23 protein-coding genes, 1 tRNA gene and 2 pseudogenes are annotated in these 24,371 nt (G+C 68.2%); 10 read left to right on the forward strand and 16 right to left on the reverse strand.

Annotated features, from left to right (window positions below):
- Window positions 1–2: 2 nt before the first annotated feature.
- The 6 genes and pseudogenes from HWX58_RS11550 to HWX58_RS11575 form a co-directional block, all read right to left on the reverse strand.
- The gene (locus HWX58_RS11550) at window positions 3–1,751 is read right to left on the reverse strand and encodes a protein kinase domain-containing protein (protein ID WP_175987884.1); all 1,749 of its coding nucleotides are present in this window, start codon (window positions 1,749–1,751) and stop codon (window positions 3–5) included.
- Window positions 1,748–3,202, reverse strand: coding sequence for a peptidoglycan D,D-transpeptidase FtsI family protein (locus HWX58_RS11555; RefSeq protein WP_175987886.1), 1,455 nt, complete (start codon window positions 3,200–3,202; stop codon window positions 1,748–1,750). The genes HWX58_RS11550 and HWX58_RS11555 overlap by 4 nt, the downstream gene beginning before the upstream one ends.
- Window positions 3,202–4,586 (reverse strand): annotated as a pseudogene (locus HWX58_RS11560) (FtsW/RodA/SpoVE family cell cycle protein). Before HWX58_RS11560 ends, HWX58_RS11555 begins: the two are co-directional and overlap by 1 nt.
- Entirely contained in the window at window positions 4,583–5,938 is a 1,356-nt protein-coding gene (locus HWX58_RS11565) for a PP2C family protein-serine/threonine phosphatase (RefSeq protein WP_175987888.1), read from the reverse strand. Before HWX58_RS11565 ends, HWX58_RS11560 begins: the two are co-directional and overlap by 4 nt.
- Window positions 5,939–5,945: 7 nt before the next feature.
- On the reverse strand, window positions 5,946–6,479 hold the full coding sequence (locus HWX58_RS11570) for an FHA domain-containing protein FhaB/FipA (RefSeq protein ID WP_175987889.1): 534 nt from the start codon (window positions 6,477–6,479) through the stop codon (window positions 5,946–5,948).
- Window positions 6,476–7,198, reverse strand: a complete 723-nt coding sequence (locus HWX58_RS11575) for an FHA domain-containing protein (protein ID WP_175987891.1) — start codon at window positions 7,196–7,198, stop codon at window positions 6,476–6,478. Before HWX58_RS11575 ends, HWX58_RS11570 begins: the two co-directional genes overlap by 4 nt.
- Before the next feature lie 144 nt (window positions 7,199–7,342).
- Here HWX58_RS11575 and HWX58_RS11580 point away from each other — a divergent pair.
- A tRNA-Leu gene (locus HWX58_RS11580) sits at window positions 7,343–7,425 on the forward strand.
- Window positions 7,426–7,522: 97 nt separating this feature from the next.
- Entirely contained in the window at window positions 7,523–8,299 is a 777-nt protein-coding gene (locus HWX58_RS11585; RefSeq protein WP_175987893.1) for a hypothetical protein, read from the forward strand.
- A gap of 79 nt (window positions 8,300–8,378) precedes the next feature.
- Here HWX58_RS11585 and HWX58_RS11590 read toward each other — a convergent pair whose 3' ends face one another.
- Window positions 8,379–8,627 carry a hypothetical protein gene (locus tag HWX58_RS11590; protein WP_175987895.1) on the reverse strand — a complete coding sequence of 83 codons (249 nt, stop codon included), beginning with the start codon at window positions 8,625–8,627 and terminating at the stop codon, window positions 8,379–8,381.
- A gap of 156 nt (window positions 8,628–8,783) precedes the next feature.
- On the opposite strand from HWX58_RS11590, the gene HWX58_RS11595 reads away from it, so the two are divergent.
- A complete protein-coding gene (locus tag HWX58_RS11595) occupies window positions 8,784–9,260 on the forward strand; it encodes a hypothetical protein (RefSeq protein ID WP_175987897.1) in 477 nt (158 codons plus the stop codon).
- Window positions 9,261–9,664: 404 nt separating this feature from the next.
- Here the strand turns inward: HWX58_RS11595 and HWX58_RS11600 are convergent, their stop codons facing one another.
- Window positions 9,665–10,606 carry a GlxA family transcriptional regulator gene (locus tag HWX58_RS11600; protein WP_175987899.1) on the reverse strand — a complete coding sequence of 314 codons (942 nt, stop codon included), beginning with the start codon at window positions 10,604–10,606 and terminating at the stop codon, window positions 9,665–9,667.
- A 106-nt stretch (window positions 10,607–10,712) separates the two neighbouring features.
- Between HWX58_RS11600 and HWX58_RS11605 the strand changes: the two genes are divergently transcribed.
- From HWX58_RS11605 to HWX58_RS11615, 3 genes and pseudogenes are all read left to right on the forward strand, one after another.
- On the forward strand, window positions 10,713–11,024 hold the full coding sequence (locus tag HWX58_RS11605; protein ID WP_175987901.1) for a putative quinol monooxygenase: 312 nt from the start codon (window positions 10,713–10,715) through the stop codon (window positions 11,022–11,024).
- Between the two features lie 269 nt (window positions 11,025–11,293).
- Window positions 11,294–11,452, forward strand: a pseudogene (locus HWX58_RS11610) (IS481 family transposase); the annotation flags it as partial.
- A 372-nt stretch (window positions 11,453–11,824) separates the two neighbouring features.
- Complete coding sequence (locus tag HWX58_RS11615) at window positions 11,825–12,787, forward strand: EamA family transporter (RefSeq protein WP_175987903.1); 963 nt, start codon at window positions 11,825–11,827, stop codon at window positions 12,785–12,787.
- A 118-nt stretch (window positions 12,788–12,905) separates the two neighbouring features.
- On the opposite strand, the gene HWX58_RS11620 is transcribed toward HWX58_RS11615, so the two are convergent.
- On the reverse strand, window positions 12,906–13,508 hold the full coding sequence (locus HWX58_RS11620) for a response regulator transcription factor (protein ID WP_175987905.1): 603 nt from the start codon (window positions 13,506–13,508) through the stop codon (window positions 12,906–12,908).
- Window positions 13,505–14,767: a sensor histidine kinase gene (locus HWX58_RS11625; RefSeq protein ID WP_175987907.1), complete on the reverse strand. Its 1,263-nt coding sequence runs from the start codon at window positions 14,765–14,767 to the stop codon at window positions 13,505–13,507. Before HWX58_RS11625 ends, HWX58_RS11620 begins: the two co-directional genes overlap by 4 nt.
- Before the next feature lie 111 nt (window positions 14,768–14,878).
- On the opposite strand from HWX58_RS11625, the gene HWX58_RS11630 reads away from it, so the two are divergent.
- Window positions 14,879–15,436, forward strand: a complete 558-nt coding sequence (locus HWX58_RS11630) for a small multidrug efflux protein (protein WP_175987909.1) — start codon at window positions 14,879–14,881, stop codon at window positions 15,434–15,436.
- 120 nt (window positions 15,437–15,556) lie between these two features.
- Here the strand turns inward: HWX58_RS11630 and HWX58_RS11635 are convergent, their stop codons facing one another.
- Window positions 15,557–15,730 (reverse strand): CsbD family protein, encoded by a 174-nt coding sequence (locus HWX58_RS11635; RefSeq protein WP_175987912.1) that lies wholly within the window; start codon window positions 15,728–15,730, stop codon window positions 15,557–15,559.
- 98 nt (window positions 15,731–15,828) lie between these two features.
- On the reverse strand, window positions 15,829–16,326 hold the full coding sequence (locus HWX58_RS11640; RefSeq protein ID WP_175987914.1) for a hypothetical protein: 498 nt from the start codon (window positions 16,324–16,326) through the stop codon (window positions 15,829–15,831).
- 96 nt (window positions 16,327–16,422) lie between these two features.
- Here HWX58_RS11640 and HWX58_RS11645 point away from each other — a divergent pair, with 96 nt between their 5' ends.
- Both HWX58_RS11645 and HWX58_RS11650 read left to right on the forward strand, forming a co-directional pair.
- Window positions 16,423–18,468, forward strand: coding sequence for an MMPL family transporter (locus HWX58_RS11645; protein WP_175987916.1), 2,046 nt, complete (start codon window positions 16,423–16,425; stop codon window positions 18,466–18,468).
- 242 nt (window positions 18,469–18,710) lie between these two features.
- On the forward strand, window positions 18,711–18,917 hold the full coding sequence (locus HWX58_RS11650) for a cold-shock protein (RefSeq protein WP_175987918.1): 207 nt from the start codon (window positions 18,711–18,713) through the stop codon (window positions 18,915–18,917).
- A 70-nt stretch (window positions 18,918–18,987) separates the two neighbouring features.
- On the opposite strand, the gene HWX58_RS11655 is transcribed toward HWX58_RS11650, so the two are convergent.
- The 3 genes from HWX58_RS11655 to HWX58_RS11665 are packed head-to-tail and all read right to left on the reverse strand — an operon-like array spanning window position 18,988 to window position 21,644.
- Entirely contained in the window at window positions 18,988–19,668 is a 681-nt protein-coding gene (locus tag HWX58_RS11655) for an HAD hydrolase-like protein (protein WP_175987920.1), read from the reverse strand.
- Between the two features lie 41 nt (window positions 19,669–19,709).
- Window positions 19,710–20,405, reverse strand: a complete 696-nt coding sequence (gene nucS, locus HWX58_RS11660; protein WP_175987922.1) for an endonuclease NucS — start codon at window positions 20,403–20,405, stop codon at window positions 19,710–19,712.
- A 9-nt stretch (window positions 20,406–20,414) separates the two neighbouring features.
- On the reverse strand, window positions 20,415–21,644 hold the full coding sequence (locus HWX58_RS11665) for an MFS transporter (RefSeq protein WP_175987924.1): 1,230 nt from the start codon (window positions 21,642–21,644) through the stop codon (window positions 20,415–20,417).
- A gap of 58 nt (window positions 21,645–21,702) precedes the next feature.
- Here HWX58_RS11665 and HWX58_RS11670 point away from each other — a divergent pair, with 58 nt between their 5' ends.
- Window positions 21,703–22,767 (forward strand): LacI family DNA-binding transcriptional regulator, encoded by a 1,065-nt coding sequence (locus tag HWX58_RS11670; RefSeq protein WP_250646205.1) that lies wholly within the window; start codon window positions 21,703–21,705, stop codon window positions 22,765–22,767.
- A 40-nt stretch (window positions 22,768–22,807) separates the two neighbouring features.
- On the opposite strand, the gene HWX58_RS11675 is transcribed toward HWX58_RS11670, so the two are convergent.
- Entirely contained in the window at window positions 22,808–24,316 is a 1,509-nt protein-coding gene (locus tag HWX58_RS11675) for a hypothetical protein (protein WP_175987926.1), read from the reverse strand.
- Window positions 24,317–24,371 lie beyond the last annotated feature (55 nt).

Consider the following 24,371-nt stretch of genomic DNA (forward strand, 5'->3'; position numbering starts at 1 on the left):
GGTCATCCAGCGGGAGGAGGCGTCACCCCGTCACCGGGATCGGGCAGGGCTGCACCCTCTTGGATCGACGCGACATCTTCGGGGGACTCCACGGTTGTGCGGGCACCCGCGCTGCCGCCGGAGCAGGTCACCGTGTACTTCACGACAAGGGCCTCACCGGGGTTGCCCGTGACCGAGATCGCGGCCGTGCGGTCCCCGGATCCGAACGTCGCCGTCGCGGAGTCGTTGATCGCGAAGACGCCGCCGCTGACCGTGAAGTTGTACGCGCTGACCTGGCCCTGCCCGGAGGGGCAGCTGTAGCCGGTCCACGTGACCTGCACCTCGCTGCCGGCATCGGCGGTGTCGGGGAGGTTCGGGGCCGTCGGGTCGGGCAGGGGCGTCTGCTCGCCGTAGTAGAGCAAGTCGATCGTCGCGCCGACAGGCTGGTTTCCGCCGCTGTTGACGCGGTAGATGATGCCCTGGTCGGACTCCTGCGGCGCGGGATCGCCCGCTATGCAGTTGGGCACGAGCCCCTCGGCCTCGAGCGTGGAGGTCGCCTGGTCGCACGTCATGCCGACGAGGTTCAGCGCGTCGACGTTCACCGGTTCGGCCGACGGCGTCTGCGATGGCGTCTGCGACGGGGACTTGGATGCCGTGGTCGCCGGCGGCGTCGACGGGTCGGCTTCGGGTTCGCCCTGGTTCAGCAGCGCGAACAGCGTGCCTGCCAGCACGATCACGAGCAGGACGATGAGGGCGATGAGCGGCCACGTCCACGGGCTGCGCTTCTTCTTCTTGCCCTCCTCGACCTCGCCCTGCTGTTCGGTGGGCAGCTGGGCGGTGGTCGGCAGGATGCGGGTCGTGCCGTCGCCTGCGGCCGAGGCGAGGATGCGGGTCGCATCGTCGCCCGCAGCGGCGCCGGCGATGGCCGGGACGGCGATCGCGGCCGAGTTCAGGTCGCCGCGGCGCAGCGCCTGCGCAGCACGCGCCACGGTCGCCGCCGACGACGGACGATCGGCGGGCTTCTTGGCGATCATCGCCATGACGAGGTTCTGCACCGGTATCGGCACGGTCACCGGCAGCGGCGGGGGCTGCTCGTTGATCTGCGCCATCGCGATCGCGACCTGCGATTCGCCGGTGAACGGGCGCTTGCCGGCCAGGCACTCGTACGCGACGATGCCGAGCGAGTAGATGTCGGTCGCCGGGGATGCCGGGTGGCCAGAGGCCTGCTCGGGGGAGAGGTACTGCACCGTGCCCATGACCTGACCGGTCGCGGTCAGGGGCACCTGGTCGGCGATGCGCGCGATGCCGAAGTCCGTGATCTTGACGCGGCCGTCGGGGGTGATCAGCAGGTTGCCCGGCTTGATGTCGCGGTGCACGAGACCGGCGGCATGAGCCGCCTGCAGAGCGGATGCCGTCTGGGCGACGATGTCGAGGGTCTTGTCGGCGCTGAGCGATCCCTCGCGCTCGATGATCGTGGAGAGGGCCTCCCCGGGGACGAGCTCCATGACGAGGAAGGCCGAGCCGTTCTCCTCGCCGTAGTCGAAGACGCTCGCGATGCCCTCGTGGTTGACGAGCGCGGCGTGGCGCGCCTCAGCGCGGAACCGCTCGAGGAATCCGGGATCCCCCATGTATTCGTCCTTGAGGATCTTGATCGCGACGGTACGCCCGATGACGTGATCCGTCGCCTCCCAGACCTCGCCCATACCGCCGATCGCGATACGCGACTGCAGCTCGTATCGACCACCGAACGACACACCCTGCGTCGGCCTCATTTGTTCAGCACCGCCTCAATGATCTTCTTCGCGATCGGGGCGGCGAGTGTGTCACCGGATCCCGACTGTCCCATTCCGCCGCCGTCTTCCACGACGACGGCCACCGCGATCTGCGGGTCGTCCGCCGGCGCGAAACCGGTGAACCACAGTGTGTACGGATTGCTGCCGCCCATCTCGGCCGTTCCCGTCTTACCGGCGACCTCGACCCCGTCTATTCTTGCACCCTGCGCCGCGCCATCCGCGACGCTGGCGACCATGGCGGCGGTCACGTCGTTCGCGACGTCCGCATCGACGGCGCGGCCGAACTCCTCGTCCGGATACTCGCGCACCGTGGACAGGTCGTTGCCGATCACGGCATCCACGAGCCTCGGCTTCATGATGAGGCCGTCGTTGGCGAGCCCGGCGGAGATCATCGCGACCTGCAGCGCCGTCGCGGTCACCTGGCCCTGCCCGAATCCGGCCAGTGCCGTCTGAGCGTCATCCAGCTTCTCCGGGTAGCTGGACTTCGCGACCGGAAGAGGAGTGGTGAAGTCCTGGTTGAAACCGAACTTCTCGGCCGTGGCGAAGATCGTCTCACTGCCGAGCTCGACGGCGAGCTCCGCCATCGGGATGTTGCAGCTGAGCTTGATCGCCTCGGCGATCGTGACAGTGTCGCCGGATCCGCATGTGCCGCCCCACGCGTTGCGCACCTGGTTGTTCGAGCCGGGCAGCGCGTAGCGGGCCGGGTTGGGCAGTGTCGACTCCGGTGTCCATTCACCGGTGGCGTACGCGGCAGCGGCCACGAGCACCTTGAACGTCGAGCCAGGCGGGTTGACGTCGGCCGTCCCGTTGTCGATCAGCGGGTTGGGCTTGAGCGCGTCGAGCTCGTTGTACCGCTGCTCGGCCTCCGCCGCGCTGTGCACGGCGAGCTCGTTCGCGTCGTATCCGGGCGTCGAGTACATCGCCAGGATGCGACCGGTCGACGGCTCGATCGCGACGGCTGCGCCCTGCTTGTCGCCGAATGCCTCGTACGCGGCGCGCTGCGCATCGGCATCCGGGGTCAGCTCGACGCTGAATCCGCGTTGCGGCTGACCGGAGACGATGCGCTCGATCTCGGCGAGGAAGGCGCTCGCACCGGTGCCCGACAGGTCGCCGTTCAGGGCGTTCTCGATACCGGTGGACGACTGCAGGGCGGGGTTGAAGAACCCGGTGATGTTCGACCACATCGGTGAGTCGACGTACTCGCGCTGGTACTGGTACTCGTCGTCCGAAGGCACGGAACTCGCGATCGGCATCCCGTCGACGATGATCGACCCGCGCTGGATCTCGTAACTGTCCAGCAGCGACCGGGTGTTGCCGTCGGCCTGCGCGAGATCGTCGGCCGCGACGACCTGGATCCAGCTCGTCGCGACGAACAGCGACAGGAACATGAACAGCATCACGATGCTGAGGCGGCGCATCTCCTTCGTCATCAGCCGATCACCACCCTGGGCTGGCGGCGCACGCCGTCGGAGATCCGCAGCAGCAGTGCGACGATGAGCCAGTTCGCGACGAGCGAGGATCCACCCGCTGCGAGGAAGGGCGTGGTGAGACCGGTGAGCGGGATGACGCGGGTCACTCCGCCGACCATGATGAACACCTGCAGGCCGATCGTGAACGACAGGCCGGTCGCGAGGAGCTTGCCGAAGTCGTCCTGCCCGGCGATGCCGATGCGGACGCCGCGGCTGATGAAGACCATGTAGAGGCAGAGGATCGCGAACAGGCCGATCAGCCCCAGCTCTTCGCCCAGGCTCGGGATGATGTAGTCGCTCTCGGCCAGGGGGGTGATCTGCGGGCGGCCCTGACCGAGGCCCGTTCCGATCAGTCCGCCGTGCGCGAGACCGAAGATGCCCTGCACGAGCTGGAAGCCGGGCCCGCGCGGGTCGACGACCTCGGGGTCGAACGCGTAGAGCCAGTTCGTGAAGCGCCCGTGGACGTACGGGAGGATCTGGGTGGCGGCGGCGACGCCGGCGGCGACCATGCCGAGACCGATGAGCACCCAGCTCGTCTTGCCCGTGGCGACGTAGAGCATCGCGATGAACAGGCCGAAGATGAGCATCCCGGTGCCGAGATCGCGTTGGATGACGATGATGCCCAGCGAGATCAGCCAGACGACGATCACGGGTCCGAGTTCGCGCATGCGCGGCCAGGTGATGCCGAGGAACCGCTTGCCGACCGAGGCGAGGCTCTCGCGAGTGCGGACGAGGTAGCCGGCGAAGAAGATCGCCAGGCAGATCTTGGCGATCTCACCGGGCTGGAATGAGAAGATCCCGCCGATCGACACCCACACGTCGGCGTTCGCCTCGGAGACGCCGAGACCCGGGATGAACGGCAGGAGCAGGAGCAGGACGCCGGCGAGGCCGAACAGGTAGGTGTACCGGAAGAGGATCCGGTAGTTGCGCAGCAGGATGACGATCGCGATCGCACCGGCGAGCGAGATCGCCGTCCACGCGAGCTGCTTCGTGGAGAACGCCGCCCAGCCCGTGTTGTGCTCGGCGATGTCGAGCCGGTAGATCATCGCGATGCCCAGGCCCGTCAACAGCGTCGCGATGGGCAGCACGAACGGGTCGGCGTCGGATGCCACGGCGCGCAGCACGAAGTGCAGGGCGAAGACGAGTACGACGAGTCCGCCGCCGATGAAGAGGATGAACGGGTCGATGAGGCCCAGGGCGCCCAGCTGCACGAGCGCGAGGGCTGCACCGCTGATGGCGCAGGCGAAGAGCAGCGCCAGAACTCGCGGTTGCGCTGGGTCTGCGGCATCCGCATCCGCTTGAGAGCCTTGATGACCGTGGTGTCGGCGACGACGTCGGCGCTCATCCGATCACCTCACCGTCGTTCGCCGTCGTGGTGCCGGACTCGGCCGGGGCGCCGTTCGGGGTCTCGGTCGGCAGTGGTACCGGCGAGGTCGTCGGGGCGGGGGAGGGCGTCTGGCCGACGACGGCCTCTTCGCCGGCGCGCAGCCGCTCGACGATCGCCATCGCGTCGGAGAGCGAACGGGCGGTGATGGTCCGCTCGACGGTGGCGCGCTGGTAGGCGGGAAGGTTCGCCAGCAGGATGCCGGTGTCCTCGAGTTCGGTCGACAGTGAGATGGGCCCGATGTTCTGCTGCACTCCCTGGAAGATGACGACGCTGTCCTCGTCGGCGCCGACGAAGTAGCGGGTCTGGGTCCAGTTGTACGCGAGGATGCCCGCACCGGTGAGCGCGAGCACGAACACGACGAGCGCGGCGATCCAGCCGATGCGGCGACGCCGTGCGCGACGGCGATCCTCTTCGATGAGCTCTTCGAGGTAGTCGGCGGCCGGCTCGAAGTGCGACGGTTCGTTGGCCGCCTGGCGCACCGGGTGCAGCCAGCTCGTTCTGGGAGCGCGCTCCGGCGGGATGAGAACGCCGGAAGGCGTGGATGCCGCGCCGACGATGGTGGGCGTGCCGGAGGAGAGCGGATGCTGTCCTCCGACGTCGACCAGCACGATCGTGACGTTGTCGGGGGCTCCGCCATCGAGGGCCTGCTTGAGCAGGTTGTCGGCGGTGCGGCCGGGCGGCAGACCGAGGCGCATGGCCTTGAGGATGTGGGCCTCGTCGACGACGCCGGAGAGGCCGTCGGAGCACAGCAGCCAGCGGTCGCCGGGGAGCGTCGGCATGACGAACATGTCGAGCTCGGGGTCGTTGTCCATGTCGCTGAGAACCCGCATGAGCACGGAGCGGCGGGGGGGGTAGCGCGCCTCTTCGGGCGTGATGCGGCCGGAGTCGACCAGGCGCTGGACGAAGGTGTGGTCGGCGGTGATCTGGGTCAGCTCGTCATCGCGATAGAGGTAGATGCGGGAATCGCCGATGTGCCCGATGACCGCGTGGTCGTCGACCATGATGATCACACTGACGGTGGTGCCCAGGCCCGCGAGTTCGGGCTGCTCCTTGGCCGCGCGGATGAGGTCGCCGGCTGCGCTGGTCGCTGCGGCCTGCAGGGAGGCCTGCGCGTCATCCGTTGAGGAGAAGGCCTGGTCGAGCCGCTCGAGGTGCTGGATGGCGATCGTGGATGCCACGTCGCCACCCGCGTGCCCGCCCATGCCGTCGGCGACGGCGAACAGGTTCGCTCCGGCGTAACCGGAATCCTGGTTGTTGGACCGGACCTTCCCGGTGTGGGAGATCGCGGAGGCGGATCCTTCGAAGACCATGCCGGGTTCAGGCCCGCAGCTCGAAGGTCGTTGCGCCGACCTTGATCGTGTCGCCGATGCTGATGGGGGCCGGGGTGCCGCCCAGGCGCTTTCCGCCGAGGAAGGTGCCGTTGGTCGAGTCGAGGTCCTGGATCGCCCAGGCATCGCCGCGCAGCAGCAGGCGGGCGTGGTGGCTGGACGTGTAGTCGTCGCGGATGACGAGGCCCGACTCGCTCGATCGGCCGATGGTCATCGCCTCGGTGCCCAGGGGCAGCTCGAGCCCCGCCTTCGGACCCGAAGTGATGACGAGTTTGGAGACGGTGGAGGTCGTGGCGGGGCCGCTCGTGCGCGCGCCGCCCCGGGGTGCCGACCGCGGAACCGCAGCTGTCGGCGCGGAGGGCGCGGAGGTCGGGGCGACGCCGCCGGAGGCGGCCGCGGCGGGCAGCTTGCGCACCTTCACACCGAACAGGTCGGCACGGAGGGAGTAGACGACGCCGAAGACGAAGAACCACAGCAGCACCAGGAAGCCGATGCGCAGCAGGAGGAGGACGAGCTCACTCATCGGGTTGCCACCCCGCTCCCTGAGCCGCCGCTGCTTCCTGGGCCCGTCGAAGGGTCGGCGACCGCGACGACGCGGAAGACGAGATCGGTGCGGCCGATCGTGATCGTGGTGTCGGTCGGCAGCGGTGCCTCGCGCACCTTCTCTCCGTTGACCTTGGTGCCGTTGGTGGAGCCGAGGTCGCGCATCATGGCGCGCTCGCCGTCCCACAGCACCTCGACGTGCTTGCGGCTGGATCCGGCATCCGCGATGGTGATGTCGGCATCCGAGCCGCGGCCGATGACGGTGCGCGCACGGGAGATCGGGTGGCGGCGTCCGTCGACGTCGATCACGGCCTGCCAGCTGACGCGGCCCTCGATCGTGCCGGAGCTCACGCGCACCGTGCCGGTGGCGACCTTCTCGTCGGACTCGAGCGCGATCGACACGGGGCCGGCGAAGCTGTATCCCTGTGCCTTGGCGTGCTTGGTGAGCAGGGCGTGCAGCTCGTCGGTGAGCGCGCCGCCGAGGGCGCGCATCCGGTCGTGGTCGTCGGCGCTCAGGCGCACGACGAAGCTGTTGGGCACGATGATGCGGTCGCGACTGACCACGGCCGCGTTGATGTCGGCCTCGCGGCGCAGGGCCGAAGCGATCTCCACCGGCTGGATGCCGCTGCGGAAGGTCTTGGCGAAAGCGCCGTTGACGGCGCGCTCAAGACCCTTCTCAAAGCTGTCAAGTAGTCCCACGGGGCTCCTCTGGCATGGCGGTGGTAGCAACATCGTAGCCAGGTGTCCTGAAAGTACGCCGCTTCGGTGACACGGGGGCGCGTACGAGAGGGGCTGAAGTGCGTGATATCCTCGTGAAGTTGAGTTCTTCGGAACGAGACGCTCGCGCGAGTGGCGGAATGGTAGACGCGCTGGCTTCAGGTGCCAGTGTCCTTATGGACGTGGGGGTTCAAGTCCCCCCTCGCGCACGCTGGGCTGTATTCGTAAATTCAGCCCGATGTATTCGTAAATTGAAAGAGCCGGTCAGGTGCATAATCTGACCGGCTCTTTCTGTTTCGCCGTGCCATGCTTACGTCGAGCGAAAGGCATGCGATCACGGTGAACCTGCCATTTCAACTTCGAGCACATCACCTCGTCAAGCACCCGCTGCTTCAAGACGGTCGTGCGGTGCGAGATTTGAAGGTGCTCGTCGATGTACCGGTCTGGGACATGCTTCGCGAGAGCGAAGGCCATGCATTCCTCTTGCTCCGGGCGCTGCTTCAGGGTGAGCGGATATCCATGTCTCTTTACGGAGACGATGGCCCACCGCCTGACGTTGAGCGTTGCCCGGACGATTCACCGTTCGGCGGCGGTGAGGCTATCGGCTGGACCGTGGTCACGATGAACGACGACCTGATGGTTCCGTACAAGATCACTACCGCTACTGAGGAGTCAGTCTCTGGGGAGGCCCTCTTCGCTGACCAAGTCTTCGCCGCGCGCATGGTGCTCGAGCAGGAGCAAGCCATGGGCGATGAGCGTGATGCCTTGCTCATCACCGTGGCCCAGGAAGTCGGTGCCGATCTACTCATCACGGAACGGGCGTCGCTCCTCAACACCCGGCTGTTGCAGCGCGGGAACTGCCAGGTCGCCGCACCGGTCGACGCCCTCGCGCTCGTCGCTCTCTACCTCCGGGCGGCAGGGCAGTTCATCGCCGCGAGGGGAGGCTGGTGGAGCTTCGTGGCGCCGCCGACGCAGTTTTACCAGCAGATGGCGGAAGCGCACCTGCCGACCCTTGCGGAGTTCGTGCGTCGAGCGGACGGCGTAGTGTCACCGGCGACAACAAGTTCGACATCCGAGCCATAGTTGGTGCCTCAAGCGTTACGTTCACGAAGCACATCGGTCAGACTCGTCGCTACCACTGCTCGACCACATCATGTGTTCTTTATGCGACGGCAACTGCACCGGTCTCAGAGTTGAGCGCATCTTCAACGATCTCGGGCAGTACAACGACGATCCGGTACAACGTCGACACGACGAATCCTCTGCAGGCGTTTTCACCGGCGATCAACGGTGAGATGACGGTGAAGCTCACTCCACGCGCGTGGACGTTGACCGGTAAGCACGATCTCATGCCCGTGCACCAGTTCATGTGGGGACCGCAGCTCTCGGAGTACAAGATCTCGTACTCCACGCACGATTTCTACACCCTCGTTTGTCTCTATGGTGGCCCTGTGTGTACAGCAAAGGTCAACGTGCAGTTATGACGTCCACGGCAGTGAGAAGGCAGAGCCGAGCGGGAACAATCGGTGCTCTTCTGCTGGGGATCGGTGGCGTCATCTTGGCAAGCATGGTCCGCTCCGTCGATCACATGACGTTGCCGATATTCATCCTGACAAACCTCGGAGACTTCGTCGGGTTCGCCCTTGTCGTGACTGGAACCACCCTTGCCGCGTCGCGCAGCTCATCTCTGGGGCGAGCGTTCATGATCGCGGGATCCGCGACCTGGCTCGTGGGTTGGTCGTGGGCCTGGCATGCAGGGCTGGTGTTCCCCGTTCCGTTCTGGATCTGGGCCGCCATCGCGGCACTCGCCTACCTGTCGGCGGCGATTGCATACTTCGTGCATGGCGCGCTATCGGCGGGTAGCGCAACGGTGCCGCTTCTGCTTGGGTCGCTGGGCTCCATGATGCCCCCGCTGTTGAGTCCGGTTTTCATTCCGGACTACACGTACGTGCCCTTCAGTGTTGGCGCCATTTGTGCCGCGGTGCTCGCGTTCTTCGAAGTGAGGCGCTCGTACCACGGCGGTGGAGGCAGCGTCGTGACATGAGTACCCCTGAGGCCACTTCTCGGTTCCGCCTGACAACCCATCAAGGCTGAATATCGCGATTGACATCGTCCAACCATCCGGTCGCCGACGACGTCACCCTGGGTGTCGGCACCGTCTCAAGGCGTTCTATCACTCACCGGAAGGGGGGTGCCGGGTTCCCGCGCTTCGCGCGCTGACGACGGCGACGAGAGCTCGCTCCATCCCGCGTTCGAAACAGAGCAGCAGGGCAAACGCATTGGCGTACCGCTGTTCGTCGACTTTCCGTATCCATTGACGGCCGTCCGAACTGGTGAAGAGAACGTTGCGGGCAATCACATTTCAGGGAGATCCTTGAATCACGCGCCGCATCTCCGCACCGGGTGGCAACATCGCGGGAAGGCCAGTGTCGCTGATGATGCGATAGGTCAGGAACGGCGTCGCTCCCTGCGCAGGAGGGAGCGCAGAGTCTCGGCGTTCGCGTAGCCGACCCGTAGCGCGATCTCGGCGGAGGTGAGGTCCGTGGTTGCTGAGAGGTGCCGAGCTCGTTCGATGCGAAGCCGTTGGACGAAGCCGAGCGGAGTGAGGTTGAGCGCCGCACGGATTCGTCGTTCGAGGGTGCGCCGGCTGGTGCCGAGCGACTGCGCGACGAAGGCGACGTTGAACGGTTCGTCCAGGCGGGCGCGCACGAAGCGTTCGAACTCGACGACGATCGGGTCCTCGTGCCGGAGATGTTCATAGGCGACGAAGGCCGCCTGCGACGGGCGCTCGTCGATGAGGAGGAGCTTGGCGACATGTTGGGCCAGGTCGGGGCTGATCGATCGCACGAGTGAGAGCGCGAGGTCGATGTGGGCGAATGCGGCGCCTGCGGTGACGAGGTTCCCGTCGACCACGACCATGGTGTCGAGATCGAGGCCGACGGTCGGATAGCGCTTCAGGAACTCTGGCCCCAGGAACCAGCTGGTCGTCGCCCGCCGATGATGCATCCGTCCGGTCTCGGCGACGGCGAACACGCCGGTGCACGCCGCGGCGATCCGGGTGGTCGCCTCGTCGAGGCGCCCGAGCGAGGCAATGACCGAACGAGCATCTCGGCTCTGGAGGGCGTCGTTGGTAGCGGCGGCCGTGAGGGTTCCAAGCGCAGGGACGACGACAACGTCGAAGTCTCCGGACTCCGACAGCGGGTGGTCCACCGACAGGGTCATCGACGCCGTCGTGGTCACTCGCCGTCTCGGTCCGAGGATGGCGAGTTCGATCGGCTCGATCTGGGGGTCGACATCGCCGCGGGCTCCGTCGGCCACCCGCACGATGTCGATGATCGACGCGATGGCCGAACCGAAGCAGCCGTCGATCGCGATCAGTCCGATACGCATGACGTGAATAATAGCAAAACTGCCGTATACGCCACTACCTACCGGCCCTCGCTCGTCATACGCTGACTTCGTCCCACGAAAAACCCGACTTCAAGGAGAGTCCCTCGTGTCCACACCCGCATCACTTCCGTATGCCTTCGTCGCCAAGATCGTCGCGGCCGATGGACAGCACGACGCGCTCGCCGATCTGCTCGCCGGCGCTGTCGCACTCGCCAACGAAGAAGTAGGAACGATTGTCTGGTTCGCGGTCAGGACCGACGCCGACACCTTCTGGATCTTCGATGCATTCCCCGACGAGGCCGCTCGCGACGCCCACGCCAACGGCGCCATCGTCGCAGCCCTGACGGCCAACCAGCACCTCCTCGGCGCAGCACCCGAGATCATGGCGGCCGACGTCCTCGCGTCCAAGCTCCCGTAGTCCGCCAACGCACGAGACGATCGCGCCCCGCCGAGCCGTCGCCAGGTCGCGACGCAACGCCACGCTGCGTTGCCGAGCGGTGCGAGGCCTATCGGCACACGGACAGGATGCCGGCCGCGAGCGCTCAGCCGGCGAGGGGTCCGTCGCAGAGGAAAGCGACGTCGGTGTCGGGCAGAGCCGTGAGGCCAGCGCATCGCGCGACCACCAGAACCGAACAGCCCCTGACCTGTGTTTCCGCAGGTCAGGGGCTGTTCGCCGGACGGCGCTGGCGCATGCTCGGTCTGCAGGCCGGCAAGCACAACAGCAAGAAGCAGGGGCTGGGTTACGCGTTCGTGCACCACGCGGTCGATGACTGCACCCGACTGGCCTACTCCGAGCAGCTGGCCGACGAACGCAAGGAGACCGCCGCGGCGTTCTGGACCCGCGCACGTGATGACTCCATTCGAGTGAGAAGTAGAGAGCTTTCTCGAAGGATCACACGGTGACCGCGCTTACGTCGTCAACGACGAGCCAGACCACCACGCCCTACATCACTTTATGGGGGAGTTGGCGGTGGTATATGCATAGGCGGCGCTAGCAGGAAGCAAGACCGCCAGCAGTATGGCGACCCCCGGGACTTTGTTACGTAGGTGACGCATGGTCATCACCTTTACGGCTTGAGATAGGCGCACGAAACGAAATCGATCGAAGCAACGGCCAGAGAGCGAATACGTGCCGTGCTGCAAGAGTGCCGTCCCAGCATCTCCGCGCCGTACTCACTACAGCAACGGATGCAGTCGGATCCGCCGCCGCTAGGCTGGATGAGGCTCGTCAGGGCGGACGACATCCCGTCCCGTCATCTCCTGGAGTCTCTCATCCGCCGCCACCACCTCGCCTCCACCGCATCGCGCGGGGTCGCCGCATCCGTTCTCGCATCCGTCCTGTTCGGCGCGATCAGCCTGCTCGGCGGCCATCTCGGCGGCTTCACGTCCGAAGAGACCACCGCCTGGCGGGTACTGTTCATCGCCGCTGCCCTTGGCGCGCTGCACGCCACGGGATCCCGTCGCGCGGCGTTCGTGTCGGTGACGCGGCGCATCATCCGCAGCCCGAAGCTCATCGTCATCGTCGTGGTCAACACGGCGATCATGTGGGTGCAGCTCTGGGTCTTCATGTGGGGGCCGGCGAACGGGCACACGCAGGACATCGCGTTCGGATACTTCCTGCTGCCTCTGGTCATGGTCGTCGTCGGCCGGGTGTTCTTCCGCGACCGTCTCAGCGTGCTGCAGTGGGCGGCCGTCGCGGCCGCCGCCGTCGGCGTGCTCGCGCAGGCCCTCGTCGCCGGGGGCATCAACTGGCCGGTGCTTATCATCGCCGGCCTCTACCCGGTCTACTTCGCCCTGCGCCGCTGGGCGGGCATCGACTCGATGCAGGTGTTCCTCATCGAGATCCTCCTGCTCGTCATCCCCTCCGCCGTGATCGCCGGCGGGCATCTCGTGTCGCCGGCGGGCGCTGCGGCATCCTGGCCGTCTCTTCTGCTCATGGCGACCCTGAGCGCGGCGGCGATGATCCTCTACATCCTCGCCTCACGCCTGCTGCCGCTTTCGCTGTTCGGGCTGCTGTCGTATCTCGAGCCGGTCCTCGTGCTCGGGGTATCCCTGCTGCTCGGCGAGATCCTCACGGGCGCGGATGCCTTCGTCTACGCACCGATCGTCGCCGCCCTCGTGCTGCTCGGACTCAGCGGCCGCCGCCGGCCGCGCGAGCACCTCGAGGAGCCGCCGCTGTAGCGGATGCGTTCGCGCCCGCTCGCCCCGCGCGCGGAACGGCGAAACGGGGTTTGCCGCACGAGACGGGGGCGCATGGCCCGGGTCTCATGCTGCAAACCCCGTCTCGGCGAGGCAGGGCTCAGATCCAGCCGCGCTCCTCCGCCATGAGAACGGCCTGCTGACGCGTGGTGATCTGCAGCTTCGACAGGATGGCCGAGACGTGGTTGCGCACGGTCCCCGGCGCGAGCAGGAGCTTCTTCGCGATCTGCCCCGTCGTCTCGCCGCGGCGCCCGGCACGCAGCACGTCGAGCTCGCGATCGGTCAGCGGGCAGCGTTCGTCGCTCAGGGCGTCGGCCGCGACCTCGGGGTCGACGTAGCGGGCTCCGGCCGCGACGCGGCGGATGACCTCGGCCACCTCGCCCGCGCCCCGCGACTTGGGCAGGAACCCGGCCACACCGGACGCCAGTGCCCGCCGCAGTACGCCGGGGCGGGCATGCCGGGTCACCACGACGCAGCGCGCGGTGATCGTCCGGCTCAGCCGCTCCGCCACCTCGACGCCGTCGAGTCCCGGCATCTCGAGGTCGAGCAGGCAGATGTCGGGCTGCAGCTTCTCGGCCATCGCGACGGCCTGGAGCCCGTCGGCGCACTCCGCGACGACGTCGATGTCATCCTCGAGCCGCAGCAGCGCCGCGAGCGCCGAGCGGATCATCGCCTCGTCGTCGGCAAGCAGCACCCGGATCACCGCGCGGACCCCGGCTCGGCCGCTGCATCCCCGAAGGCGGCATCCTGCATCGGGACTGCACCCGCGGCATCCGGAACCGTCGCGATCACCCGGAACTCGCCGCGCTCGCGCTCGACCCGCACCTCGCCGCCGGTCTCCGCCACGCGGCGCGCGATGCCGTCGAGACCGGAACCACTGCCCGAGGCGCCGTCGCCGTTCGCGGATGCCGCATCGTTGACGATCTCGTACCGCCACATGCCGTCCACACGACCGAGGGTCAGCCGGGCACGGTTCCCTCCGCCGTGCCGGAGAACGTTCGTCGTCGTCTCGCGAATCACCGGGCCAAGGACGGATGCCGGCGCGGCCACCGCGTCGGGCGAGACTGTGGCATCCGCCGTCGTCCCCGCCGCGCGCAACAGATCGACGGCGTTGGCGATCTCGTCCGGCAGCGGCACACCGCGGAACCGCATCGCGAGGTCGCGTGTGCCTTGGCGCGCTTCCGCGACGCTCGCTCTGGCCAGCCGAAGCTGCTCGAGCGCGGCATCCGGATCGCGCTGCTTCTCACCGCCCGGAGAGAGTAGCCTCTCGGCGAGCTCGAGCTGCAGCGCGATCACCTGCAGATGGTGCCCCTGCAGATCGTGCACGTCGGTCGCGACCCGCAGACGCTCCTGCGTCGCGCCGAGCCGTGCCTCCGCCGCCCGCGCACGATCGAGCGTGACGAGCACGTCCCACCACCACAGCGACGTCACGGTCATGAGCGGCAGTGTCGCCGCGAAGAAGCCGAACAGGAACCAGACGCTCGTGACCTCGGCATCCGCACCGTCGAACGTCATCTTCAAGTCGATGAACCACAGCGCGGCGATGACGGCGACGCACGCGATCACGAATCGCAGCCGCACCCCGCGCGGCCAGTTCAGCAGCGTCAGCGACTGGATGAGAGGGATCGCACCCACGAGCCACAGGCCGCTGGCAAGGCCCGACAACACACCGAACGCGATGGCGACGGCGAGCGGGATGAGGATGCCGCGCCACCCGGCGACGGGCCCTGCCGAGTCGTCCCGATGCCGATACTGCAGCAGCAGCGGAACACTCGCCGCGCACCAGATGAGTCCGCCCACTCCGATCAGGGTGAGCGCCACCGGGTCGACCCGCATCCGGGCGAAGATGCTCAGCCAGATGAAGAGGATCATCACCTGGAAAACGAGCACGCCCGAGACCGTGTACCACCACGTCGCGGTGATGCCTCGGTTCAGGCGGCGGGCGCCGATCGCATCCGTCATGCCCTCAGCTTAGGGGCGTGACAGATGTCACCCATCGGACGTGCACAGTGCCCGCACAGAGGTGACAGGCAGGCACTTACCGGATGCCGCGGCGCACGGTGGACTGTAGGCATGAACCTCATCGAGACCTTCCAGAACCTCGTCGCCCAGGTGCCAGAGCTCGTCCAGCCGCTCATCGTGGCACTCGCCGGGGCCGTGCCCTTCATCGAGGGCGAGGGCGCCGCGACCATCGGCATTCTCGGCGGCATCCCGCCCGTCATCGCCGCGATCGCCGCCATCGTCGGCAACTTCGTCTGCGTCGCCCTCCTCGTGCTGCTCAGCGCCAAGGCGCGAGACGCTGTGGTGAACCGCCAGCGTGCCAAGGCGCTGGTCGACGTCGAGGGCCGTGTCGTCGCGGATGCCGCGGACACGGGCATCCAGGTCGAAGCCGGCGACAGCGAGCGGAAGGCCGCCCGCAAGCAGAAGTTTCAGCGGGCGCTGGAGCGCTACGGCGTCCCCGGGGTGAGCCTGCTCGGTCCGCTGCTGCTGCCCACCCAGTTCACCGCGACCATGCTCGCCGCGATCGGCATCGGCCGCGCCCGCATCCTCATCTGGCAGGCCGTCGCGATCATCGGCTGGACGACCGCGCTGGCGCTGCTCATGACGGGGATCGTGCACTTCGCGGTCTGACCGGCGCGGCCGCGACCCGCGGCACGCCACCCGCAGGGATCCGCGAGACGGGGTCTGCTGCACGAGACGGGGCCTGCCAGCACCTGTTTCGTGCGGCAGACCCCGTCTCGGTGACGCCGACTACTTGTCGAACGCGTCCTTGATGTCGTCGCCGATCTTCTTCGCCTCGGCCTTGGCCTGATCGGCCTTGCCCTCGGCCTCGAGCTTCTCGTTGCCGGTCACCTTGCCGGCGGCTTCCTTCGCGTGCCCGGCGATGTCCTCAGCGGCGTGCTTGGCCTTGTCTCCGATACCCATCGATGCGTTCCTTTCGTCGGGGATCAGGTGATCCGTTCCCTCCAGGCTGTCACGGCAGAGCCGCCGTGCCAAGGGGTTGACGCGGGCGTCCTGGCACGTTACGCGGGATTCTCAGGCGCGGGTTTCCGGTATGCGTCGCGCATGTGGTCGCTCGTGAGGAAGTCCGCGATCCCGATCATGATCAGGCTGAAGACGATCTGCTCGGTGACCATCCACGCCGGGTAGAGCCCGGGGATCGCGGCCATCACCAGGGTGATCACCGGGAAGATCTGCGCGAACAGCCGCAGCCGCTGATATCCCCAGCGCCAGCCGAGCTTTGCCCGCCAGGCGAAGTAGAACAGTGTCGCCGTCATTGCGAGGACGACGACCGTCCGCATCCACACCGCGAACGAGACCGGCTCGCCGCCCATCGCCAGCACGAGCGCGATCACCACGGCGCCGACGCCGAGGATCAGTTCGACGGCGAGCAGCCACATGATCCAGGTGAACGCCCGCTTCGTCTTCGGGTGGGTGCGCGCCTCGTCCGGGATCGCGACGCCCGCGGCGCGGCCGCCGGCGATGCGATCGAGCCGCTGCAACAGGGTTTCGAACGACATGCGGTCAGCCTATGCGGCGGCATCCGCGCGCGCGATGCGCGGGTCTCCATCTTTCGAGCGATGTCCGCATGCGCGTGCGCTGGTGGGCTGGAGATCATGACAGCAACGCGCACGCGCCTTCCCGACCGGCTCACGTCCCGGCGGGGAGCATGGGTCTCCCTCGGTATCGTCCTCATCGTCTTCGTGGCCCTGTTCGGCCTGTTCAGCAGGATCGAGGCGCCGTCCTCGAACGAGACCGCCCCGGCGGATTCGGAGTCGAGCCGGGTGAGTGCGCTGCTCGACGACTTCCCCGATGCGGACGAGCAGTCGGTGATCGTCGTCGCCTCACGGGAGGATGCCGGCGAGCTCACGGCATCCGATCTCGATGCTCTGACCGACTTGGTGCCCGTCCTGGAAGAGCACACCGGACTGGAGTCCTCGCCGCCGAGCGTGAGCGACGACGGCGAGGCCGCGGTGATCGTCGCGCCGATCACGGTCGGCGAGGACAACGCCGCGACCGCGGAGATCGTGAAGGATCTGCGTGAGGCGCTCCCGGGCATCGACGGACTGACCCTGCAGATCACCGGCGGGCCGGCCTTCGGCGCCGACATCACCTCATCCTTCGACGGCGCGGACTTCACGCTGCTCAGCGTGACGATCCTCATCGTCGCGCTGCTGCTCATCGTCACCTATCGCTCCCCGATCCTGTGGCTGCTGCCGCTCGTCGTGGTCGCGTTCGCCGACCAGCTCGCATCGAAGGCGACCGCGGCGCTCGGTGCCTGGCTCGACCTGCAGTTCGACGCCGGCATCATCAGCGTGCTCGTGTTCGGCGCGGGCACGAACTACGCCCTTCTGCTCATCTCCCGCTACCGTGAGGAGCTCGCGGTGAACGACGACCACCGGGTGGCCCTGAGTACGGCATGGCGCAAGACGGTGCCGGCGATCGTTGCGTCCAACGTCACGGTCGTCCTCGCCCTGCTGACGCTCACGCTCGCCGTGATCCCGGGCACGCGCGGCCTGGGTATCTCGTCGGCGGCGGGGCTGCTCATCGCGCTCGCCGCCGTGCTGTTCGCGCTGCCGCCGGTGCTCGCAGTGTGCGGGCGGAAGGTGTTCTGGCCGTTCGTGCCGAAACCGGGCAGCGCGGTGAAGCAGGGACGAGTGTGGCGCGGCATCGCGACGCGCGTCATGAAGCGACCCGCCGTCAGCCTCGTCGGCGGCCTCGCGCTGCTCGCCGTCATGGCCACAGGGCTCCTGGGCACGTCGATCGGTCTCGACCAGATCGACAAGTTCCGGGTCCAATCCGAGTCCGCGGCGGGGCTCGAGGTGCTCGCGGATCACTTCCCGCCGGGAGAAGCGCAGCCGATCCTCATCGTGGCCGCATCCGATCAGGCGGACGAGGTCGTGGATGCCGTCTCCGATGTCGACGGCGTGGTCCGCGCGCATCCGACCGGTGAGACCGACGACGGCGAGCTCACCCGGATCATGGTGACCGGCGAGTTCGCCCCCGGCACCCCGGAGAGCCTCGACCTCGTCACCGAGCTGCGCGAGGTCGCGCACGCCGTGCCGGATGCCGATGCGCTCGTCGGCGGCGCGATCGCGACCGATCTCGACGCCCGCGCGGGCAATCAGCAGGATCTTCTGCTGATCGCCCCGCTCGTGCTCGCGGTGAGCTTCATCGTGCTGCTCGTGCTGCTGCGCTCGCTCCTCGCCCCGGTCGTCCTCCTGCTCGTGAATCTCGCGAGCGCCGCGGCGGCGATCGGCGCCGGGGCGTGGCTGAGTCGCGTGCTGTTCGATCAGCCGGCGCTGGATCTGCAGGTGCCGCTGCTGGCGTTCCTGTTCCTCGTGGCGCTGGGGATCGATTACACGATCTTCCTCGTGCACCGTGCGCGCTCCGAGGCGCAGGCGCGCGGCACCCGCGGAGGCATGGTCGAGGCGGTGTCGCACACGGGTGCCGTCATCACGAGCGCGGGCATCGTCCTGGCCGCGGTGTTCGCCGCGCTCGGCGTGCTGCCGCTGGTCACGCTCGGCCAACTCGGGCTCATCGTCGGCGTGGGCGTCGTAGTCGACACGCTCGTCGTTCGCACCGTCATCGTGCCTGCATTGTTCGGCGTTCTCGGCGATCGGATCTGGTGGCCGAGGAACATCGAAGCGCCTCGGTTATGAGGTTTCTGAGTTTGTCCCCCATATGGGGGACAAACACTTGCGTTTGGAGATAGGCTGTCTCTGACGCACCCTCCGGTCGTCTTTGGCCCTCACCGCTCCCCCCCGCGGTGAGGGCCGCATCCGTTCTCGGGCTGTGCAACATTTGGATCACCATCTGGTCACAGCTGTTCCGCTCGGAGCACGCGCAGATAATCTGGGCATCGTCGGGGCACCCCGGCGACATTCCAGCAGAACGGCAGTACATGAGCACCCAAGGCACGGTCAAGTGGTTCAACTCGGAGAAGGGCTTCGGCTTCATCTCCCCCGATGACGGCGGCGCCGACGTCTTCGCGCACTACTCCGCCATCGAAGCAACCGGCTACCGCTCGCTCGACGAGAACCAGCGCGTCGAGTTCGATGTGGCGCAGGGCCCCAAGGGCCTGCAGGCCGAGAACATCCGCCCTCTCTGAGGCAGATCTTCACCCGCACTCCTCGTCCGGGAGCATGCCATCCGCGTGCCTCGGCGGGGAGTGCTGTGTTTCAGGAGGCCTGCTCCGGCAGGAGGATCGCCCGCAACGCCGATACGTCGGCGACGCGGAAGGCTGCGGCATCCCCCTCTGACGGGTCGCCGAAACCCCACTCGTCGAAGATGACGGGGATGCCGAACTCCGCGGCGCCCTCGACGTCATGATGCCGGTCGCCGATGAGCACCGGACGCGTGACGTCGGCACCGGCCGCCGCCAGTCGCTCGAGCGCCCAGCCGATGACCTCCTTCTTGCTGTCGCTGCGGCCGACCTCACCGGCGCGCGCTCCCGAGACGGCCGTGAACAGCTCGAGCAGCTCGTTGTGCTCGAGGATCGCGCGCACCTGGTTCTCGGGCTTCGTGCTCGCCGTGGATTGCGGGATGCCGGCGGCCGCGACCGCGCGGATGACATCGGGCACGCCCGGGTAGATGTCGACGGATGCCGCGTACCCGTCGCGGGCGGCGAGCGCCCGGTACGCGGTGAGCGCCTCGGACGCCTTCTCGGGGCTCAGGCCCGCAAGCTCCTGGAACGACTCGTACATCGGCGGGCCCACCCACCGGTGCAGGACGGACTGGTCGGGTTCGGGGAGCCCGAACTGGGCGAACACCTCGCGGAGCCGCGGGAAGATTCCAGGCGTCGCATCGGCGATCGTGCCGTCGACGTCCCACAGCACGCAGGAGAAGGGGGAGAGAGGCATGCATTCAGCCTATGGGCGCGGACGCCGCCGCCCCGCACGTCTCAGAACAGGCGGGGGATGCCCGACTCGATGCCCTTCATCTCGTCGTAGTCGAGCACGAGGCAGCGGATGCCGCGGTCCTCGGCGAGAACGCGCGCCTGGGGCTTGATCTCCTGAGCGGCGAAGATGCCGGTGATGGGGGAGAGGTGCGGATCGCGGCCGAGCAGGTCGAGGTAGCGGGTGAGCTGCTCGACGCCGTCGATGTCGCCGCGGCGCTTGACCTCGATGGCGATCGCCCGGCCGTCAGCATCGCGGACCATCAGATCCACGGGCCCGATCGCGGTCGGGTACTCGCGACGCACCAGGGTGGTGCCCTCGCCGACGAGCTCGACCTGCTCGGCGAGAAGGCGCTGCAGGTCGGCCTCGACGCCGTCCTTCTGCAGTCCGGGGTCGACGCCGAGCTCGTGCGCCGAGTCGTGCAGCACCTCGTAGATCTGCACGCGCAGCGCGTCGCCGGTCTTCTTGTGGGTCACCCGCCACACGTCGATGACGCCGGCGCTCGCCTCCTCCTCACCGGGCTCCTCGGTCGTGAGGGTGCACGGCGGGCTCATCCAGTTCAACGGCTTGTAGCTGCCGCCGTCGGAGTGCACCAGCAGCGACCCGTCCCCCTTGTGCACGAGCAGGCGGGTGGCGAGGGGCAGATGAGCGTTGAGGCGGCCCGTGTAGTCCACGGAGCAGCGGGCGATGACGAGACGCACCCGACGAGCCTACTTCGTCGCGGCGGCGGCCGCCGTCTCCTTCAGGGGCTTGGCCGCACCCGAGAACAAGCCGGAGAGCACGACCAGCGCCACGAGGATGAACAGCGTGTTCAGCAGTCCGATGTGCTCGCTGATGACGCCGAGCACGGGCGGGCCCCCGAGGAAGGCGATGTAGCCGATGGTCGCCGCAGCGCTCACGCGCGCAGCCGCCTTCGCCGGGTCGTCCGCCGCTGCGGACATGCCGAGCGGGAAGCCGAGCGATGCGCCGATGCCCCACAGCGCGGCGCCGACGAACACGAGCGGCAGCGACGGCGCGAGGATGAACAGCAGGATGCCGCCGGCCGCAGCGACCGACAGCACGCGGAGCACGAGCACGCGTCCGAAGCGGTCCACGAGCGGTCCGCCGAAGATCCGGACGGCCGTCATGCAGACCGAGAACACGGTGAGCGCGGCGGCGCCCATGGCCGTCCCGCCGCCGTGGTCCTCGGCCGTCCCGAGCGCCAGCCAGTCGTTGGCGCCGCCCTCGGCGAACGACATGCCGAGCATCACGACGCCGAGCGCGTAGGTGCGCGGCTCGCGCCAGGCCGACAGGGCGACGTGCATGCGCTCACGCCAGTGCGGCTTCTCGCCGGGCTCCTGGGGGTCGAGCACCGCGTCTCGCGATGGCACGTTCGCGAAGCACACGAATGCGGCGATGACGATGGCCGCACTGACGGCAGTCGCGTGCATGACGACCGAGGCGTGGAAGTTCGTCGCGAGCCAGCCGATGCCCGCGCCGATGACGGTGCCGAAGCTGAAGAAGGCGTGGAACAGGGGCAGGATCGTCTTGCCGGCCTCCTGCTCGATCGCGGTCGCCTCGACGTTCATCATGACGTCGAGGGCTCCGTTGCCGAGGCCGAAGAGCACGAGCCCGGCGATCACGATCGGGAACGATGCGAGAACGGTCGTGCCGAGGCCGATGAGGGCGAGCCCGATCGCGACCATGATCATTGTGGTCAGCATCCCGCGCCGCGCGCCGGTGCGCGCCATGACGGCCGGCCCCGTCGAGATGCCGATGATCGAGGCGACGCCCATGCCGAGCAGGAGCAGGCCGATCTGCGCGTTGTGAATGTCGAGCGCGAGCTTGATGTCGGGAACGCGCGACGCCCACGTCGCGATCGACATGCCGCTGGCGAGGAAGATCGCGAAGATCGCATTGCGCCAGCGGACGTACTGGGCCCCGGTGAGCGTCTGGTCCATGCCTCGAGTGTATCGAATCGATTCGATGCCCGGAACCGGGAGCGGCTATCCTCGGATCATGGCCGCTGAGATCGCACCGCGCAGAGCGACGCTGTCGGACGTCGCCCAGGAGGCCGGGGTGTCGATGTCGACGGCCTCGGTGGTCTTCAGCGGCAAGACCAAGGTGTCGGATGCCACGCGCGATCGCGTGCTCGCCGCCGCGACCGCGCTCGGCTACACGGGCCCTGATCCGATGGCCGCCTCGCTCCGCCGCGGCCGCAGCGGCATCGTCGCCGTCGTACTGGAGGGACAGCTGCGCGAGGCATTCCTCGACCCCGTGACGATCCCCATGATGGACGGCCTCGCCGACGGGGTCGCCTCGCTCGGCGCCGGCATCCTGCTGCTGCGCGACGACCCGACCGAGGACGGCGCGTCGGCGCTGACCACGGCCCCGGTCGACGCCGCCGTCCTCATCGGATGCTCCACCCGCACCCGTTCGTCGCTCGACGTGCTGCGCAGCCGCGGGCTGCCGGTCGTCGTCATCGAGGGTGATGCGGGGGAGGGGATCCCGCGCATCACGCTCGACAACCGCGAGGCGGCCGCCGAGATCGCCCGGCACGTGCGGCACCTCGGGCACACCGATGTCGTCGCCGTGACGCTTGCGACCGACAGCCGCCGAGAGCGCGGCGGCATCTCGCCGGATCGCCTTGCCAGGGCCACCGTGGACGTGACCGTCGATCGCCTGGGCGGCGTGCGCGACGTCTACCCCGACGCACCGGCGATCTCCGCCGCGACCAGCTCGATCGACGAGGGCCTCATCGCCGGTCGCGCACTGCTCGGCGACCCGGCATCCCGACCCACCGCCGTGCTCGCGCAGAGCGACCTGCTCGCGGTCGGCGTCATCCGCGCTGCCGAAGAGTTCGGACTCCGCGTGCCGCAGGACCTCAGCGTGGCCGGATTCGACGGAGTCCGCGTCGACGGCATCGGCGATCACGTGCTGACGACCATGGTGCAGCCCGCCGTCGAGAAGGGAAGAGCCGCAGGGGAGCAGGTGGCCCGGATGCTGCGCGGAGAACCGGCCGCATCGCTCCACTTCACGTGCCTGTTCCGGGCCGGGACGACGACCGCACCGCGGCGGCCCTGATTCCGCCGTCCCGAACGTCGGTCAGCGATCCCGAACGCCGTCAGAAGTGCTGTGGTCCGAGCGGCAGGGTCGCCGGTGCGAAATCGTGGATCGTGTAGCGACCGCACGACACCGTGTCGGTCGGCACCGCGTTCGATCCCAGCTGCCAGGGCGTGCTATGCGCGTCCTCGATGAGGAACGTCACCTCGCCGGCGGCGAAGTCCGAGCGGTTCACCAGCCACGCGTAGGCACTCAGCCGGTGATCGACCTGCACGAGTTGCGACGGGTCGTCCAGGTGCAGCTTCGGCAGGCGAGCGGTCCAGAACTGCCCTCCTCCCGTCCGGCCCGACTCCGTCACCCAGTCGGTGACGCAGGTGAGGTCGGGATCCGGATGCTGCGCCGCGGCGAGGATGCGGGGCACGCTGAGCGCGGCGCCGACCACGAGCACGCTGGCGACCGTCGCCGTCAGCACAGTCGCTGCCCGTCGCGACACCCGCATGATCCGGGGAGATGCGACCAGCGCAAGCACGGGGGCGAACAGGGCGGGCTCGAGGTAACGGGTCGCATGCGTGCCCAGGGCGATCGCCCCGATCGTCACGAGCAGCGGCAGCACGAACGCCGATGCGGCGACCACGCGGGCGCCGGCGTCCTGGGCCCGCAGGGCTTGACGGATCGCGAGCACGAGCAGAGCCGCGACGAGGAATGCGGCGGTGACGCCAAGCGGGTTCGACAGCCGTTGAGCGAGCAGGTCGCCGTAGTAGCGAGCGGACTCGGGCCACTGGCCGGGTTGCGCATACCCGGTCCCGCTGTTCGCGATCCACAGCGAGAGGGGGATGCGCGCCAGGAGTCCGACGACCGTGCCGCCCAGCAGCCAGGCGAGCAGCAGCACGGCTTTCCGCCGTGACGTCGGATAGACCGCTGCGACGCCGAGAATCGCAGCGAGCGGCACAGTGGCCCATGCGACGAACAGCGGGTTCGACAGCACCGATGCGGATGCGACCGCCGCCAGCCACACGGGCAGCGATCGCCCGATGCCGGATCGATCGAAGGCTCGCCGGACGATGCCCACGCTCACCACGACCGCCACGGCCGTCGCCGCGTAGTAGGTCGTCGTCAGCTGCAGCGAGGCCAGTTCCAGCGCATCCCGGGAGGAAGACGTCTCCGTCGCCGCGAGCAGGCAGAATGCGGCCAGGGCCACGAGGGACCAGGCCACCGGAGCGGCCCCGTCTCGCCGGCGTCCAGCCGCCAGGCGGATGCCGCCGTACAGGCCCACGAGGTTCAGCGCACCCGCCGCGGCCAGCACGATGTCGACGCCCGGATCGAACGGACGGCTGAGCATCCACAGCATCCCGAACGCGAGGGTCTCGGGAATGAACAGCACGCTGGACATCGCCCAGTCGAACGGCTGGCCCTCGGTGATCGACCTGACCAGCAGCGCGACGACCAGCGAATCGCCGTCTCGGAACAGCAGCTCGGCACGCTCGGTCGACGCGACCTGGGCCGCCGTCGCCGTCGCGAGCAGCAGCGCGCCCAGCCACCCGCCGAGCTCCCTGATCCGATCTCCGCGCACGCTCCCACTCTCCCATCTCCCCGCACGAGCTTCACGATCCGGGCGAATGCATCGG

The organism is Microbacterium tenebrionis (genome assembly GCF_903645325.1).
Taxonomy (GTDB): Bacteria; Actinomycetota; Actinomycetes; order Actinomycetales; family Microbacteriaceae; genus Microbacterium; species Microbacterium tenebrionis.

What these genes read in the sequence shown, in the direction of transcription:
- HWX58_RS11550 (WP_175987884.1), bottom strand. Translation starts at nt 1,751, where the DNA reads ATGAGGCCGACGCAGGGTGTGTCGTTCGGTGGTCGATACGAGCTGCAG.
- HWX58_RS11555 (WP_175987886.1), bottom strand. Translation starts at nt 3,202, where the DNA reads ATGACGAAGGAGATGCGCCGCCTCAGCATCGTGATGCTGTTCATGTTC.
- HWX58_RS11565 (WP_175987888.1), bottom strand. Translation starts at nt 5,938, where the DNA reads ATGGTCTTCGAAGGATCCGCCTCCGCGATCTCCCACACCGGGAAGGTC.
- HWX58_RS11570 (WP_175987889.1), bottom strand. Translation starts at nt 6,479, where the DNA reads ATGAGTGAGCTCGTCCTCCTCCTGCTGCGCATCGGCTTCCTGGTGCTG.
- HWX58_RS11585 (WP_175987893.1), top strand. Translation starts at nt 7,523, where the DNA reads ATGCTTACGTCGAGCGAAAGGCATGCGATCACGGTGAACCTGCCATTT.
- HWX58_RS11595 (WP_175987897.1), top strand. Translation starts at nt 8,784, where the DNA reads ATGGTCCGCTCCGTCGATCACATGACGTTGCCGATATTCATCCTGACA.
- HWX58_RS11600 (WP_175987899.1), bottom strand. Translation starts at nt 10,606, where the DNA reads ATGCGTATCGGACTGATCGCGATCGACGGCTGCTTCGGTTCGGCCATC.
- HWX58_RS11615 (WP_175987903.1), top strand. Translation starts at nt 11,825, where the DNA reads ATGAGGCTCGTCAGGGCGGACGACATCCCGTCCCGTCATCTCCTGGAG.
- HWX58_RS11625 (WP_175987907.1), bottom strand. Translation starts at nt 14,767, where the DNA reads ATGACGGATGCGATCGGCGCCCGCCGCCTGAACCGAGGCATCACCGCG.
- HWX58_RS11630 (WP_175987909.1), top strand. Translation starts at nt 14,879, where the DNA reads ATGAACCTCATCGAGACCTTCCAGAACCTCGTCGCCCAGGTGCCAGAG.
- HWX58_RS11635 (WP_175987912.1), bottom strand. Translation starts at nt 15,730, where the DNA reads ATGGGTATCGGAGACAAGGCCAAGCACGCCGCTGAGGACATCGCCGGG.
- HWX58_RS11640 (WP_175987914.1), bottom strand. Translation starts at nt 16,326, where the DNA reads ATGTCGTTCGAAACCCTGTTGCAGCGGCTCGATCGCATCGCCGGCGGC.
- HWX58_RS11645 (WP_175987916.1), top strand. Translation starts at nt 16,423, where the DNA reads ATGACAGCAACGCGCACGCGCCTTCCCGACCGGCTCACGTCCCGGCGG.
- HWX58_RS11650 (WP_175987918.1), top strand. Translation starts at nt 18,711, where the DNA reads ATGAGCACCCAAGGCACGGTCAAGTGGTTCAACTCGGAGAAGGGCTTC.
- HWX58_RS11655 (WP_175987920.1), bottom strand. Translation starts at nt 19,668, where the DNA reads ATGCCTCTCTCCCCCTTCTCCTGCGTGCTGTGGGACGTCGACGGCACG.
- HWX58_RS11665 (WP_175987924.1), bottom strand. Translation starts at nt 21,644, where the DNA reads ATGGACCAGACGCTCACCGGGGCCCAGTACGTCCGCTGGCGCAATGCG.
- HWX58_RS11670 (WP_250646205.1), top strand. Translation starts at nt 21,703, where the DNA reads ATGGCCGCTGAGATCGCACCGCGCAGAGCGACGCTGTCGGACGTCGCC.